General features: G+C 55.9%; 15 protein-coding genes and 1 pseudogene. 7 read left to right on the forward strand and 9 right to left on the reverse strand.

Going from position 1 to position 15186, the window contains the following annotated elements:
- The 3 genes and pseudogenes from H7A81_RS27630 to H7A81_RS05935 form a co-directional block, all read left to right on the forward strand.
- Nucleotides 1–172, forward strand: a pseudogene (locus H7A81_RS27630) (hydroxypyruvate isomerase); the annotation flags it as partial.
- A gap of 73 nt (nt 173–245) precedes the next feature.
- A complete protein-coding gene (locus tag H7A81_RS05930) occupies nt 246–1160 on the forward strand; it encodes a substrate-binding domain-containing protein (protein WP_034826747.1) in 915 nt (304 codons plus the stop codon).
- Between the two features lie 206 nt (nt 1161–1366).
- Nucleotides 1367–2818: a methyl-accepting chemotaxis protein gene (locus H7A81_RS05935; RefSeq protein WP_182056989.1), complete on the forward strand. Its 1452-nt coding sequence runs from the start codon at nt 1367–1369 to the stop codon at nt 2816–2818.
- 76 nt (nt 2819–2894) lie between these two features.
- Here the strand turns inward: H7A81_RS05935 and H7A81_RS05940 are convergent, their stop codons facing one another.
- The 3 genes from H7A81_RS05940 to H7A81_RS05950 form a co-directional block, all read right to left on the reverse strand.
- Entirely contained in the window at nt 2895–3185 is a 291-nt protein-coding gene (locus tag H7A81_RS05940; protein ID WP_034826742.1) for a DUF1330 domain-containing protein, read from the reverse strand.
- Complete coding sequence (gene yghU, locus H7A81_RS05945; protein ID WP_038643540.1) at nt 3185–4066, reverse strand: glutathione-dependent disulfide-bond oxidoreductase; 882 nt, start codon at nt 4064–4066, stop codon at nt 3185–3187. Before yghU ends, H7A81_RS05940 begins: the two co-directional genes overlap by 1 nt.
- Before the next feature lie 102 nt (nt 4067–4168).
- Nucleotides 4169–5188: a LacI family DNA-binding transcriptional regulator gene (locus tag H7A81_RS05950; RefSeq protein ID WP_166933827.1), complete on the reverse strand. Its 1020-nt coding sequence runs from the start codon at nt 5186–5188 to the stop codon at nt 4169–4171.
- A gap of 100 nt (nt 5189–5288) precedes the next feature.
- Here H7A81_RS05950 and H7A81_RS05955 point away from each other — a divergent pair, with 100 nt between their 5' ends.
- Complete coding sequence (locus tag H7A81_RS05955) at nt 5289–6299, forward strand: Gfo/Idh/MocA family oxidoreductase (RefSeq protein ID WP_166933825.1); 1011 nt, start codon at nt 5289–5291, stop codon at nt 6297–6299.
- Nucleotides 6300–6429: 130 nt separating this feature from the next.
- Here H7A81_RS05955 and H7A81_RS05960 read toward each other — a convergent pair whose 3' ends face one another.
- Nucleotides 6430–7311, reverse strand: a complete 882-nt coding sequence (locus H7A81_RS05960) for a sugar phosphate isomerase/epimerase family protein (RefSeq protein ID WP_034827178.1) — start codon at nt 7309–7311, stop codon at nt 6430–6432.
- A gap of 16 nt (nt 7312–7327) precedes the next feature.
- Nucleotides 7328–8365, reverse strand: coding sequence for a Gfo/Idh/MocA family protein (locus tag H7A81_RS05965; protein WP_182056990.1), 1038 nt, complete (start codon nt 8363–8365; stop codon nt 7328–7330).
- A gap of 331 nt (nt 8366–8696) precedes the next feature.
- Between H7A81_RS05965 and H7A81_RS05970 the strand changes: the two genes are divergently transcribed.
- The 3 genes from H7A81_RS05970 (at nt 8697) to H7A81_RS05980 (ending at nt 12079) form a co-directional block, all read left to right on the forward strand.
- Nucleotides 8697–9722: a LacI family DNA-binding transcriptional regulator gene (locus tag H7A81_RS05970; protein ID WP_182056991.1), complete on the forward strand. Its 1026-nt coding sequence runs from the start codon at nt 8697–8699 to the stop codon at nt 9720–9722.
- Nucleotides 9723–9975: 253 nt separating this feature from the next.
- Nucleotides 9976–10899 (forward strand): TIM barrel protein, encoded by a 924-nt coding sequence (locus tag H7A81_RS05975; RefSeq protein WP_182056992.1) that lies wholly within the window; start codon nt 9976–9978, stop codon nt 10897–10899.
- Nucleotides 10900–10909: 10 nt separating this feature from the next.
- Nucleotides 10910–12079: a Gfo/Idh/MocA family protein gene (locus tag H7A81_RS05980; protein WP_182056993.1), complete on the forward strand. Its 1170-nt coding sequence runs from the start codon at nt 10910–10912 to the stop codon at nt 12077–12079.
- Nucleotides 12080–12128: 49 nt separating this feature from the next.
- On the opposite strand, the gene H7A81_RS05985 is transcribed toward H7A81_RS05980, so the two are convergent.
- From H7A81_RS05985 to H7A81_RS06000, 4 genes are read right to left on the reverse strand one after another with little or no spacing between them, the layout of a single operon-like run.
- The gene (locus H7A81_RS05985; RefSeq protein WP_045816006.1) at nt 12129–12866 is read right to left on the reverse strand and encodes an amino acid ABC transporter ATP-binding protein; all 738 of its coding nucleotides are present in this window, start codon (nt 12864–12866) and stop codon (nt 12129–12131) included.
- A 9-nt stretch (nt 12867–12875) separates the two neighbouring features.
- On the reverse strand, nt 12876–13631 hold the full coding sequence (locus tag H7A81_RS05990; RefSeq protein WP_034826721.1) for an amino acid ABC transporter permease: 756 nt from the start codon (nt 13629–13631) through the stop codon (nt 12876–12878).
- Nucleotides 13632–13636: 5 nt separating this feature from the next.
- Nucleotides 13637–14332, reverse strand: a complete 696-nt coding sequence (locus H7A81_RS05995; RefSeq protein WP_182056994.1) for an amino acid ABC transporter permease — start codon at nt 14330–14332, stop codon at nt 13637–13639.
- Nucleotides 14333–14354: 22 nt separating this feature from the next.
- The gene (locus H7A81_RS06000; protein ID WP_058961855.1) at nt 14355–15107 is read right to left on the reverse strand and encodes an SDR family oxidoreductase; all 753 of its coding nucleotides are present in this window, start codon (nt 15105–15107) and stop codon (nt 14355–14357) included.
- Nucleotides 15108–15186 lie beyond the last annotated feature (79 nt).

Consider the following 15186-nt stretch of genomic DNA (forward strand, 5'->3'; position numbering starts at 1 on the left):
GGTGGCGGACGTCCCGGGTCGCCAGCAGCCGGGCACCGGCGAGATCAACTATCGCGCCATCGCGCGTGCACTGCAGGAAGTGGGTTACAGCGGTACGGTGGCGATGGAGGGCTGGGCCAGCGGTGACAGCACCGCCGCGCTAGAGCAGTTCCGCGATCACTTCACGATTTAAGCGTTTTACCGCCGGGTATTTGCCTGTTGCCCGGCGTCATAACAATAAAACCTCAACCTACAGGAATCACCTCATGAACATCCGAAACATCGTGCTTTGTCTGTGCTCGCTGCTGCTGAGTTTGAGCGTCAGTGCGAAAACCTTCACCGTCGGCGTTGCGCTGGCCAACTTCGACCTTAACTTTGTCTCGATTCTGCGTACGCAGATGCAGGCAGAGTTAAAGGCCAATCAGCTCAACGGCCAGTTCGTGGATGCCAAAGGAGATGTGGCACTGCAAGTGCAGCAGGTTGATGATTTTATCAACCAGGGTGTGGACGCCATCATCCTTAATCCCGTCGATACGCAGGGCGTGTTGCCGATGATCACCGCCGCGAAAAACGCCAATATCCCGCTGATTTTCGTCAATCGTAAGCCAGAAGTGAAACTGCCGGGCGACATGGCTTATGTGGGTTCTGACTCTGCATTGGGCGGGGAAATGCAGATGGAAGCGTTAGCGAAGAAGATGAATTACAAAGGCAATGTGGCGATTCTGATGGGCGCACTGTCCAATGAAGAGGCGCGCGAGCGCACCCGTGCGGTCGAAGCGGTGATCGCCAAATATAAAGACATGAAAGTGATTGAGAAGCAGACCGCCAAGTGGCAGCGCAATGAAGCCGTGGATGTGGTATCAAGTTGGTTGCTGAACCAGCGTCCGATCGATGCGATTGCCGCTAACAATGATGAAATGGCGATTGGTGCCATCATGGCGCTCAGTCAGGCGAAAAATGAAAAGATTCTGGTCGCGGGAATCGATGGCACGCCTGATGGACAGCAGTTTGTCAAAAACGGCAAGATGACACTGACCATTTTCCAGGACGCCAAAGGTCAGGCAACCGGCGCGGTACAGGTAACGAAGGCACTGCTGGATAAACAGAAAGTGCAGGAGTACAACTGGGTGCCGTATCAGACCATCACTCCGGAAAACTACGCGCAGTTTGCTGCAAAGTAATTCGACGTCAGCGACAGGCGCCCTCGGTGGCGCCTGTTCTGCGTGGACCACGCATCACTCTCACATGAACCTGCTCACATCCTTCTCTTTCAATTATTCACGGTCCTAAACTTTCCCATTAACGCGCCGATAATTTCACCACTCAGTCTGAGCATTTTGCCCTGACGTTTGGGCATCTTAATCAACCTCTGGTGTGGAAAATTGCCATGATCGCAACGCCCTTGTCAGGCCCGGATGCCGCGCCGGTGGAGATGGTTTCGCTGCGACGTATTGCACAGCGCGCAGATAGCCTTGCGGTCATCCTTAACTGGGGATTGTGGCCGATCGCGCTCGGCGTAGGGTGGATGAATGACAGTTTAACCGTAGCGCTGATTGCTGGCCTTGCGTTGGCACTGCTGTCGACCTTCTTTGGCATGGTCCTGCGCGGCACGCTGATTTCAAGGTTGGTGCTTTCAGCCCTGTTGATCGGCTGGGCAGGTTTACTGATTCAACTCGGCGGTGGTGAAACCGAATATCACTTCTCGGTATTTGTGTTGATGTCGGTGCTGCTGGCGTGGCGCGACATCCGTCCACTGATCATGGGCGCGGCGGCAGCGGCCACGCATCACATTCTGTTTAATTATCTGCAGGAAAACGATCTTTTCGGCGTGGTGGTGTTCCATCATCCGGGCTGGGACATGGTGGTGTTTCATGCCCTGTTTGTGGTGGCGCAGACCGCCATCTTGCTGGTGATTGCGCGTCAGATGGCCGCCGATGCACGTTCCGCGAGTGAAGTCGCGGAGCTAGCCTCACGGATCAATCAGCAGGCCGGGTATCTGACGCTGAATGCGGATAGCCAGCAGAGTGAAAGCCCGTTCGCCCGCACCTTCAGTACCACGTTGGGCACCATGCATGGCACGCTTCATCAGGTGAGTCTCGGCGTGAGCGCCTTGCTGACGGAGTCTGAAAGTATATTGCAACGCAACGCTGAACTGTCGACCCGCACCGATGAACAGGCGCAGGCACTGGAAGTCGCGGCCAGTGCGATGACGGAAATCAGCATTGCTGCCAGCTTAACGCGTGACAAAGCACAGAGTGCAAGCGAACTCGCGCGGGATGCACGTGCGGTGGCCACGCACGGAGAGGAAAATATCCAGTCGGCGATGAGCTCAATGGCGAAAATCAGCGAAGAGTCACAGCGGGTGAAAGTGATTTTAGCATTGATCGACGGCATCGCTTTCCAGACCAATATTCTTTCTCTGAATGCTTCAGTAGAAGCGGCGCGCGCCGGCAGTCAGGGGCGTGGTTTTGCCGTGGTGGCAAGCGAAGTGCGCAATCTGGCGATGCGCAGCGAGAATGCTGCCCGCGAAATTCGCCAACTGATGGATGCCAGCAGCCTGAGCACCGAACATGGCACCGTGCAGATTGAACATGCTGCACAGACCATGCGTGATATTCACAGCAGCATCAGCGGATTGTCACAACTGGTCACCGAACTGTCTGAGATGAGTGAGCAGCAGAATTTAAGCATCGAGCAGATTCAGCAGAGTATCAATAGCATCGATCACAGCGTGCATCACAACGTTCAGCATGTGGCCGAAACCTTGCAGGTGGCACATCAGCAGCAACAGCAGGCCAACCAATTGCAGCAGGCGATTGCGTTATTCAGGCTGGAGTGATCACCGGTGAGACGAATAAATCACGACCTCTCTGGCTGACAGGGCGCACCGAATGAAGTGCGCCCCTGTTGGCAGATTAAGCCACACCCTTGACCAGTAACACGCGATAGTTCGCGCCTTTGACCCGATGGGCTTTCGCTTCCTGATACGCCGGGCTGTGGTACCAGGCTTTTGCTGCATCAATATCCGCAAATTCCAGCACCACTACGCCTTCCGCCTCACGGCCTTCCAGCACTTCAAGATCGCCATAAAATGCCAGCGGCGTGATCTGATGATCGCCGCGTGCCTCACCGGCTTTCTGCGCGTAGGTCGCCAGCTCATCTTTATCCAGCGTTTCGTCTTTAATCATCACCACATAAGCGGCCATTACTGCTCTCCTCGCGCCTGACGTTTGTCTTCGGTGTTGGTATCGAAATCAGAGGCATCGTGGCGTTCCAGCAGTTGATCCTGTGGTTCGGCACCAAATGCCTTATTCACTTTGCGACCCCGAATCACCGCTGGACGCTCAGCGATCTCTTTAGCCCAGCGCACCACGTTTTTGTACGACTGCACATCAAGGAACTCGCCGCCGCCATAGATGTTGTTCAGCACCAGGTTGCCGTACCACGGCCAGGTGGCGATATCGGCGATGGTGTATTCCTCACCGGCGAGGAATCGGTTATTGGCGAGCTGACGATCCAGCACATCCAGCTGACGCTTGGCTTCCAGCGTGAAGCGGTTGACGGCGTACTCGATTTTTTCTGGTGCGTAGAAATAGAAGTGACCGTAGCCGCCACCCAGGTAAGGCGCAGAGCCCTGCAGCCAGAACAACCAGTTCAAGGTTTCGGTGCGGCCTGCAATATCCGCCGGGATGAAGTGACCAAATTTCTCGGCCAGATACAGCAGGATGTTACCTGATTCGAACACGCGCAGCGGTGGCGTCACTGAGTGGTCACTCAGCGCCGGAATTTTGGAGTTCGGGTTCACGTCAACGAAACCGCTGGAGAACTGATCGCCATCACCGATGCGAATCAGCCAGGCATCGTATTCGGCTTCTTTAGCCCCGACGGCCAGCAACTCTTCCAGCAGGATGGTGACCTTCTGGCCGTTTGGCGTCCCCAGTGAATAGAGCTGCAGCGGATGTTTGCCCACCGGCAGGGTCTTCTCATGCGTCGGCCCGGCGAACGGACGGTTGGTTTTTGCGCCGTTACCTTTGGCTTCCGGGTCCCAGGTCCAGACTTTCGCGGGCTGATACTGATTTTCCGACATAATGATTTCGCCTTGTTGTGATTGCGTTTTTTGCTGCTACTGAGTGTAGCAGCGACAGATGAAGGCGATTTAACCGCGCTGGCGGTGAGATGCAAAGTGTGATTATGCGAAGTTCTCTTGCGTAAACAGCATAAAGTCCACTTTGCCGGACTGGTAGGTGTCAGGCTGTTCACCCTCTTCGAGATGTTTTAGCAACAATGTCAACGCCAGCTGAGCATGGCGCAGGGTGTTTTGATCGAGTGTTAGCGTCAGCACGCGCTTCTCAAAAAGCTGGCGCGTGGTGGCATAAAGTTCATGCGTCACGTACACCACTTTGCCGCCGAGTCGATGGCGCGCCAGCGCTTCGTGAATCTGCGTATTGCCAAGGCCGGTGTTGTAGAGTCCGACGATATTTTGCGATCCGGCCAGGGTTTTCTCCAGCAGGCGGCTAATGCGATCGCGTTCATCCTGCCCGGCAAGAATTTCCCGTAACCTGAGCTGTGGAAACCGTTCTGCCAGCACGGTTTGAAAACCTTCAATGCGCTGACGATGCGCCGAATAGTCGGCGCGGCCACTCACCAGCACCACATCGCCCGGTGCGTTGATCATACTGCCCAGCATCAATCCGGCGGTGCGTCCGGCTTTGTATTGATCGATGCCGACATGACACAGGCGTGCCGCATTGGGCAGATCTGTGACCATGGTGATCACCGGTACGCCGCGTGCCTGACACGCCGCTAAGGCATCATAAATCAGCGGATTTTCATGGGCGAAAACGATCAGCGCATCCATTTTCTTACTGCTGGCCGCAATATGTGCCGCCAGCTTCTCGGGCGCGTTTTCCGGGATCAGCGTGCGATGCAGGCGCAGGCGACGATAGCCCAGCTCATCAGCCAGTCGGGCAAAGTCCTGTGCCAGCTGCTGGAAGAAGAACGAGCCGTTGCCGCTGAGCAGCACTTCAATCTGCCAGCTGTGGCGATGCTCCTCTGGCAAAATACGCTTTAAACCCGCATCCCGCGCCGCCTGCAGAATTTTTTTTGTCATCGCCGGAGACACACCACCGCGATCGTTGAGTACCCGATCAACCGTGGCCACGCCCACGCCTACTTGCTTCGCCAGCTCCGCCAGCGTCAGTGCTTTCATCTGAGGTAATTCCATCAAAAACCGCGTACAGCTAGCCTGCCAGAAAGCGCTATTTTGACAACATCGGCTATTCCGAAGTGTGAACAAAAGGAGCGTTAAAATGCGGACTCCGCAACGTTTTGCCTTAATTGGCAGTGGATTTATCGGCCAGGTGCACGCTGCCAACCTGGCAGCGCATCCCGGCGTTGAGCTGGCGCTGGTGTGTGATATCGATGCGTCGCGTGCCGAAGCGGTGGCACAGCGCTATGGCGCAAAAGCGGCCAGCGTGCAGCAGGCGCTGAGCAGTGATGGGATCGACGCGGTGCTGATCGCCAGCGCTACGCCAACCCATGCCGAACTGCTGGAGCAGGCGGTGCTGGCGGGCAAAGCGGTGTACTGCGAGAAACCGATCGACCTGTCGTTGCAGCGCGCGCGGGAAGTCGTGGAAAAAATCTCTCCGGTGCAGGTTCCTGTTACCGTCGGCTTTAACCGTCGTTTTGACCACAGCCATCAGCAACTTAAATCCCAGCTCAAACAGGGTCTGATTGGCCGCACTGAGCTGATTCAGATGGTGTGCCGCGCGTCAGAATTACCGCCGATCAGTTATCTGCAAGCTTCTGGCGGCCAAATGCGCGATCAGGCGATCCACTTTTTTGATCTGTTGCGCTGGCTGACAGAAGATGAAGTCAGCACCGTTGGCGCACTCGGTGCCGCACTGGCGATGCCGGAGATCCGTGATTTTGATGTCGATACTTCGGTGCTGATCATGCGCATGCAGCAGGGCGCGCTGGCGCAATTGGATAACACGCGCCGCACGGCTTACGGCTACGACGAACGCATCAGCGTGATGGGCAGTGAAGGGATGCTGGCTTCAGAGAGCCAGTCAGCGCGGGGTGCCACACTTTATCAGGGCAAAGGCATCACTCAGCCCGGCTTGTATGCAGACTGGTTTAGTCGGGTGAAAGAAACCTACTACACCCATCTGGATGCGTTTGTACGCCACATCGGCGGAGAGAAAATCGAAGGGCTGCCGGGATTGATCGACGGTCTGCGCGCGCAGGCGATTGCCGAGGCGGCACAGTTATCGCTGACGCGAGGTGAATTTACAGAAGTGGAGAGGGTGGCAATCTAATCCAACGCACTCTCGTAGGCGGGAGTGCTTGTTGGTGGAAAGAATCTTCCATTCAGCTCATGTGTTGAGCACTGGCACGATGTATTCCCCCTCTCACGATGAGAGAGGGGGAAAGAGTCGTGGGCCGGGTCTATTTCAGCAGCTCACGCTCAATTAATTCACGTGTTTCCACCGCTTGATATTTCATCTTCTCAGGATAGCCAAACAACGCCGCCGAGATAATCGACTCTCCCCCGACTTTATAGGTGCGGTTGGCGAAATCCATCTCGCGCAGCGCTTCAAACAGCGCATCGAAGTTCACTTCCCCTTCACCCACCGCCACGTGCTGGTGGATGGTGGCATCGACACCCGGTGGGTTGACGATATAGCGGCAGTGCTTGGTGTGGTTCATGGTATCGGCAATTAACATATGCGACAGATCGTCGCCCGCGTAGTGCAGCATGTTTTTCACATCGCCCACGCCTTTGTCGTAGTAGAAGGTGTGCGGTGCGCTATAGATGTATTTGACGTTATCGCTGCGGAACGATTTCACGATATCTGCCGTTTCGTTGCTTTGTTCGCAGAAATCCCACGGATGTGCCTGAATTTCGACGCGGATGCCTTCACGTTCGATAATCGGCAGTAACTCATCCATCGAGCGATAGAACATCTCTTCACAGATCTCCGGCTCGTTCGGGTTGCCGGAGAGTTCGGTATTGATCACCTGCACGCCCATCTCGACGGCGATCTCGATCATGCGTTTCCAGTTCTTCACCGCCGCCTGACGACGCAACTCGTCCGGGCCTGACCAGCGATAAACCGTGATAAACGATGAGATTTCTACGCCAGTGGCATTCAGCGCATTTTTGTATTCGCGCATGATTTCCCGGCTGGCTTTCGGGTGTTTATAAAACGGATTGATCTGTGGATGGGGCGATTGTTCGATGTACTTGTAACCCCATTCGGCCACCTGATGCACCATGCGCGTGATGCCCATTTCTCTGATGACATCCACATCAAAAGCGATTTTCATGTTGTTCTCCTGATCGTTAAGCGGTGCGCTCTTCATTAAACACCACACCGATCTGCTTCCTGACTTCATCCATGGCGTGCAGCGTGGCCAGTGAGGTGGCCAGCGGACGGACAGGCGAATCAAGCAGCCCCTGATGGATACACCAGGCGGTATGTTCGATTTCATGACAGAGCTGAATATAGCGATTAGTCGGTTCTTCCCAGCGCAGCGTATGGCGGCCATCGCTGGAGGTGAGACGGAAATTGCCCGGCGCATAGAACTGGCCGTCGAGATAAAGCGTGGCATCACGACCGGCGATCACGGCGGTGCCCGGTGTGTTGCTGAACAGCGTGGTGCTGAGCACGGAGTGCATGCCGTTGCCGTGGGTCAGCAGCATCGATGTTTGCCCATTCACACCGCCCGGTGCAGGCTGGCCTTGCGCCACAATACTATCGGGTGCGCCGCCGACCAGCACGCTGAAGCCGATCAAATAGCTGCCGAGATCCAGCATCGGCCCGCCCGCCAGATCGAGATTGAAAATGCGGTGATCCTGGGTGAAATATTCACCATGATCGGCGATCAATGTATGAACATCTCCTAATACGCCATCGGCCAGTAATTGACGGATCACATCGTATTTCGGCGCAAAATCACACCACATCGCTTCCACGCACAAGCGTTGTTGTTTGTGCGCTTCCTGCTGCAACTGCAACGCCTGCTGTGCATTGAGCGCCAGCGGCTTTTCAATCAGCACATGCTTGCCCGCTTGCAGCGTGCGCAGCCCATCAGGGAAGTGATGATTGTGCGGTGTGGCGATATACACCACATCAATGTCATTCCGGCTCAGCAGTGCGTCAAGGCCTTCAACGGCGTGCGGGATATCCCATTTGCTGGCAAAAGCTTGTGCTTTCTCCAGACTGCGTGACGACACCGCCACCAGCTGTTGCTGAGTATGATGACGCAACGCATTGGCAAAGTGGTCGGCGATCCAGCCGGGTCCAACAATGCCCCAGCGCAGCGCGGGGATCTGGTTTTTAAGGGGACGGCGAGGTGCAGGTAGGGTCTGAGGGAACATATCATCTCCGTTATTATTGAGTCGTTCATGTGCCGGGAGCCGATAAGGCAGATCGCTTTCACTATAGAAAGGCGCGACCGCCGCCTCTATGGATTTACTGATGCAAATCCATCAGCCCTCACCTCTGTCCTCGAACAGGAAAATATCAAACATTTATTCCGGTAGGTAATTTAATGAAATGGATCATTTCATTTTTGCGATAACGATCAAATTAATGAGAGATTCTCTATCAAATATTGAGATTTGATGACGATTTACTCCGCAATATCTTCGCACTCCCGGTCCATTTCGGGCATTATTTGATAACTTACTATCAAACTGGAATCTGTTGATGAGCAAAATCACCATGAACGCTATCGCCAATGCGGCTGGCGTTGGCGTCGCCACGGTGGATCGGGTACTGAATCGGCGGGCTCCGGTTCGAGCGGCCACCGAGCAGAAGGTGTTGGAAGCTGCCAACCGACTGGGTTATCGCATGGCGCCGGTTGTGCCTTTCAGCGCTGAGTCGCAGTCCGCGCACGTGACGCTGCGCATGGGTTTTGTGCTGCTATCAAAATCGTATTCGTTCTATCACTCGCTGACCGATGCCCTCAGGCAACAGACGCAACCGTTGCATCCCGCAGGCAGTGAACCACGGTTTTACTGGCATGACATTGATGATGTGGCGGCTGTGGTGGCCTCGCTGCATAAGCTGGCGCAAGAGGTGGACGTGATTGGCTTAGTCGCGCTGGATCACCCACTGATCCGCCACGCCATCGAACAGATTTCACGCCAGGGCGTGCGGGTTTACGCCCTGTTCTCCAACTTCTCGCCCTGCGGACATGCGGGCTATTTCGGGTTGGATAATCAGAAAGCCGGACGCACTGCCGGCTGGGTGGCCTCGCATTTGCTGCATCAGCCGGGATCGGTGGGCGTGCTGGTGGGCGACCATCGTTTTACCTGTCAGGAGAGCTGCGAAATCAGCTTCCGCTCCTATCTGCGCGAGCAGGACAGCACCCGACGCGTATTAGAGCCGCTGAAAACCCATGAGTCGATTGATGGCGGCTATCACGCCACGCGTCAGTTGCTGGAAGAGCATGCCGATCTCGCCTTAATCTACGCGCCCTGTGGCGGTATTGAAGGCGTGATTCATGCGTTACGCCAGCAGCCGCAGCGCAAGGTGGCGTTAATCTGTCACGGCCCGGTGAAAGAGGGCGAGCTGGCACTGATTGACGGCACAATCACCGTGATGATTCGCCATGAAATTGAGGAAATGGTGCGGCAATTTGTGCGCACGACTCAACAAACTGTCGAATCAGGTGAGCATTTCTCTCAGGTCACGCTGCCGTTTGAGATCATCACGCGTGAGAATCTATAGCCTCTGAGCACCGAAGTCTGGCGACGCGATGAGAAGCGTCAGCCTGATTCGCTCTCAGGCTGGCTGACCGGGAATGCGTTGGCATTACTTGAGTGGTTGGCCTGAAAGTGGCGCCAGTTATGGATTTGATAGATTATCTATCATTTAATGATGAAAAATAACATGATCGCTATCAAAAAATGAATGTTTCATGATTGCTGTGGGTGAAATTTTTATTTGATACTTGCGCTATCCAACACCGCAAGGAACGATCATGACGATTCATATTGCTAATGCGCCCTGCAGCTGGGGTGTCGACGATCCTAAAAACCCCTTCCTGCCACCCTGGCAGAAAGTCCTGTCGGAAGCGGCTCAGGCGGGCTACAAAAGTATTGAGCTGGGTCCATGGACTTATCTGCCTACCGATGCCGCTGAACTGCGTCACCAGCTGGAAGCCCATCAGCTTTCGCTGGTGGCGGGCACGATCTTTGACGATCTGGTCAGCGAAGCCAATTTCCCGGCGATGGTTGAACTGACACACAACATCTGTCGCAACCTGTCGCAGGTTCCTACTGCCGAGAAAACCCACGCGGATAATCTGCCCGCGCCTTACCTGGTGATTATCGATTTCGGTAATCCTGAGCGTGCCAAATTTGCCGGGCAGTCAGATAAAGCGCCGCGCCTCTCCAGTGAAGAGTGGCAGCGCATGATGCAGCACATCACCACCCTGAGCCAGATTGCCTGGGATGAGTATGGCGTGCGCGCGGTGATCCATCCGCATGCGGGCGGCTGCATTGAGTTCGCCGACGAGCTGGAGCAACTGGTGCAGGACATTCCACACGAGGTAGCCGGTTTGTGTCTCGACACCGGGCATCTCTACTACTCCGGTATGGATCCGATCCCTTATCTGAGCCGTTACTGGGATCGCATCGATTACCTGCATTTTAAAGATGTGAATGACGCAGTCTGGCGCGATGTGATTGCGCGTGGCGTGGACTTCTTTGCCGCCTGCGCCGAAGGGGTGATGTGCCCGATTGGCAAAGGCGCGATTGATTATCCGGCAGTGCGCGCGTTTCTCGCTGAGCGCAACTATCAGGGCTGGATCACCATCGAGCAGGAGCGCGATCCGCGCAACGCCGACACCAGCCTGCGCGACGTCACTGCCAGCCTTCACTACCTGCAATCGGTCGGATTCTGAGGAGATCATCATGATTAACGGCATTAAAGCTCTGGAACGTTCACTGCGCTGGGGCATGGTGGGCGGCGGAGGTACCAGTCAAATTGGCTACATCCATCGTTCATCGGCACTGCGTGATGGCAACTTTGTGTTGCAGGCGGGTGCATTTGATCTTAACGCCGAACGCGGTCGCGCGTTTGGCGTATCACTGGGCGTCGACGCGGATCGCTGCTATCCGGATTACGAAACGATGTTTGCGGCGGAAGCGGCGCGTGGAGACGGCATCGAAGCCGTCTCCATCGCCACGCCGAACAATACCCACTTCACCATTTGCCGTGCGGCGCTCAATGCCGGTCTGCATGTGGTGTGTGAGAAGCCTCTTTGCTTCACCACGGAAGAAGCGGACGAGCTGGAAAAACTCTGCGCCGAGAAGAAAAAGATCATCGGCGTCACCTACGGTTATGCCGGGCATCAGCTGATCCATCAGGCGCGCGAGATGATCGCAGAAGGGCTGCTGGGTGAGATCCGCATTATCAACATGCAGTTCGCGCACGGTTTCCATAACGAAGCGGTCGAACTGCAAAACGAAAGTACCAGGTGGCGCGTCGATCCACGCTTTGTTGGCCCCAGCTATGTGCTGGGCGATCTGGCGACGCACCCGCTGTTTATCGCCGAAACCATGGTGCCGAAACTGCAGGTGAAACGTCTGTTGTGTAGCCGCCAGAGCTTCGTGAAAACCCGTGCGCCGCTGGAAGATAACGCCTTTGTGATGATGGAGTACGACAACGGCGCCGTTGGCACCATGTGGGCCTCGGCGGTGAACTGTGGCTCGATGCACGGCCAGAAAGTGCGGGTGATTGGTGAGAAGGCCAGTCTGGAGTGGTGGGATGAGCAACCGAACCAATTGCGCTATGAAGTGCAGGGCGAGCCGCTGCAGATTCTGGACCGTGGTATGGGCTATCTGCACAAAAGTGCGCTGGCTGACGACCGTATCGGCGGCGGCCATCCGGAAGGGCTGTTTGAAGCCTGGTCAAATCTCTATCGTCGTTTTGCGCTGGCGATGGATGCCACCGATCGCGGTGATGAGGCGTTTCTGGCTGACTTCTGGTATCCCGATGTGCATGCCGGATTGATGGGCGTGCGTTGGGTAGAGCAGTGCGTGAAGTCAGCGGATGCCGGTGCGGTGTGGGTGGATTGCTGATTGAGATGAAGTCAACAAACCGGTCGGCGGCTCTGCCGACCGGGATGCATCAATGCGAACGCAAATCGCTCAGGAAGCGCTGCGCACGTGGGTGCTGCGGTTGGGTGAAGAACTTCTCTGGCGTCGATTTTTCCAGAATTTGCCCCTGATCCATAAACCAGATGGTGTCCGCCACTTCACGCGCGAAATTCATCTCGTGCGTCACGCACATCATCGTCATCCCTTCCTGCGCCAGGCTGCGCATCACCGATAACACTTCACCGACCATTTCAGGATCGAGTGCCGAGGTCGGTTCATCAAACAGCATCACCGGCGGCTTCATTGCCAGCGCACGTGCAATCGCCACGCGCTGCTGCTGGCCGCCAGACAACTGCGCCGGATAGGCGTCTGCTTTGTGTGATAAGCCAACGCGCTCCAGCAACTCACCCGCTTGTTTACGCGCTTCGGCACGCTTCACGCCCAATACTTTCATGGGTGACATCATGATGTTCTCTGCCACCGAGACGTGGGGGAACAGGTTGAAGCTCTGAAACACAAATCCAATGCGGGTGCGTAGATGGTTGAGGCGTGTACTGCTGCCGTGAATGTCGGTGCCGTCAAACACGATCTGGCCATTATCAATCGGTTCCAGGCGATTAACGGTGCGGATCAAGGTGGATTTCCCCGACCCGGAAGGACCGCACACCACCACCACTTCACCGGTATTGATTTCGGCGCTCAGGTCAGTCAGCGCCTGATACGCGCCGTACCATTTGTTGACCTGGTTAAACATGATCATTGGGCTCATAGTGGTTCCTTATTGCGAAGAGGTTTTAGTCAGCATCACCGCGGGCGCTACGCTGGGATTCGCCTGCGGCGGTTGGCGACGTTTCTGCGCAATATGCGCTTCAAGTTTGTTAGCCAGCCAGGTGAGGCTGAAGCAGATGATGTAGTAGCTCAGCGCCACGATGGCGAACACCTGGAACGGTTTGGTCAGCAGTTGATTGCTGACCTGATTAGCGGCAAAGGTCAGCTCCGGCACGTTAATCACGTAGCCGAGCGTGGAGTCTTTGATGATCGAAACCAGCTGGCTCACCAGGCTCGGCAAAGTGTTAAACAGCGCCTGCGGCAGAATCACTAAACGCAGGGTTTTCAGGTGGCTCATACCCAGCGCGCGTGACGCTTCATACTGGCCGTGCGGCAGTGCCTGAATGCCGCCACGCACGATCTCAGCGATGTAGGCGCTTTCGTAAATCACCAGCGTACACAGCATGGTGGCGAAGCCGCTGATGTTGTGGCCAATCAGCAACGGGACGCAGAAGTAGGTCCAGAACACCACCATCATCAGCGGAATGCCGCGCAGCAGATACACCCAACAGGTGGCGGGCCAGCTCAGCCAGCGCCACGGCGACAGACGCGCCAGGCCGAGCAACACACCGATGGGGAAGGCCAGCAATACTGCCAGCACGGAGATCAAAAGCGTACAGAGTACGCCGCCCAGCGGACCGTTAGGATATTGGCCCATTAACAGCAGCATGCCGTTGTCATGCAAAATGGTGAAGATCTCAAACATCGCCATTACCTCGCGTAAACGCGCTGGAAGCGGCGGGCCAGTAGCGCGCCCAAGCCCATCAGCAGCAGGGAGAAGAACAGGTAACCCACGGTTGCCACTAAGTAGGATTCGAAGGTACGGAAGGTTTGGTTCTCGATATCACGCGTCACATAGGTGAGGTCTGCCACGCCAATCACCATCGCCAGACTGGTATTTTTGAACAGTAGCACGGTGTGATTGACCACGGATGGCAGCGCATTGCGCACACCCTGCGGCAAAATCACTGAGTGCATGGCGCGGATATAGCTCATGCCAAGCGCGCGGGCGGCCTCATTCTGTCCGTCTGGAATGGCCCGCAGGCCGCTACGGATATCTTCAGAGAAGTAAGCGGCCTGGCACAGCCCGAGCGCGATAAGAGAAAATAAAAACTCGGCGTTGTAGTCAACGATCATCATCTGCAGCGATTCCGGCAGCAGGGTGGGGATCGCGAAGTACCACATCATCAACTGAATCAGCGTGGGCACATTGCGGTGATAGGAGACATACGCCTTAACCAGCCCAACGGCAAGACGATTCTCCGTCAGGCGGACCACCACCAATAGCAGGGCGAGAACCATCGCCAGCAGCCAGGCACCCAACGCCAGTTCAAGGGTGACCACCGTTCCGTCAACGATCCTCTGGCCGTAATGGCCGGTTATCACACTGCTGAAATCAAGTGCCATACAGTTACCTCATTGTACGGTTTTACGCGGTGCGGTCGCCCGGTCGCATAGTGGAAAGACCGCCCGGCACCTGCAGCGTCGGGGTAATTTCGATGTTGCCGATGTTGACGGCGACTGGCGCAGACAGCGCAAAGGCCACGCAGTCGGCAATATCTTTGGCCTGCGGCAGTTCGAACCCATCGATAAAGCGGCGACGCGCCTCATCGTGATCGCCTGAAACGTTGCCGAAAATATCAGTGGCGACGCGGCCTGGGCAGATTTCGGTGATGCGCACACGTTTGCCATAGCAGTCCACGCGCAGCTGGCGTGACAGGGCATGCACCCCGGCTTTGGTGGCGTGATACACCGAGTTGCCGTTGAAGTTGTAGATGGCGGCAATCGAGGTGATGTTGAATACGTGGCCACGGTCACGCGCCATCATGCCCGGCACCAGCAAGCGGCACAGGTGCAGCACTGCACGCAGATTGACATCGACCTGGGTTTCTACCACGTTTTCGTCGGCATCAAGAATCGAACCAGGATGAGAGATACCTGCATTGTTGACCAGGATATCGATTTCCAGGTCTTTGCACAGCGCGGTCAGCGCATTGACGTCACTGACATCCACGGCATGCGGGATGCAGCCAGTGCGATCGGCCAGCGCGGCCAGTTGCTCTTTACGACGTGCCACCGCGTGCACGGTGATCCCTTCTTTGCACAGGCGCTCAACAATCGCTTCGCCCATGCCCGCCGATGCGCCGGTCACCAGCGCGGTTTTGTAATCTGAGAATGGCATTTGTGTTTCCTCGTCTCGCCAGGTGTGTGTCCGGCGTAATGGGTCTTTTTTGACTTTATGCAGTTATGCCGCAAGGGCA

It is taken from the genome of Pantoea sp. ME81 (assembly GCF_903970985.1).
Lineage (GTDB): Bacteria > Pseudomonadota > Gammaproteobacteria > Enterobacterales > Enterobacteriaceae > Pantoea > Pantoea communis.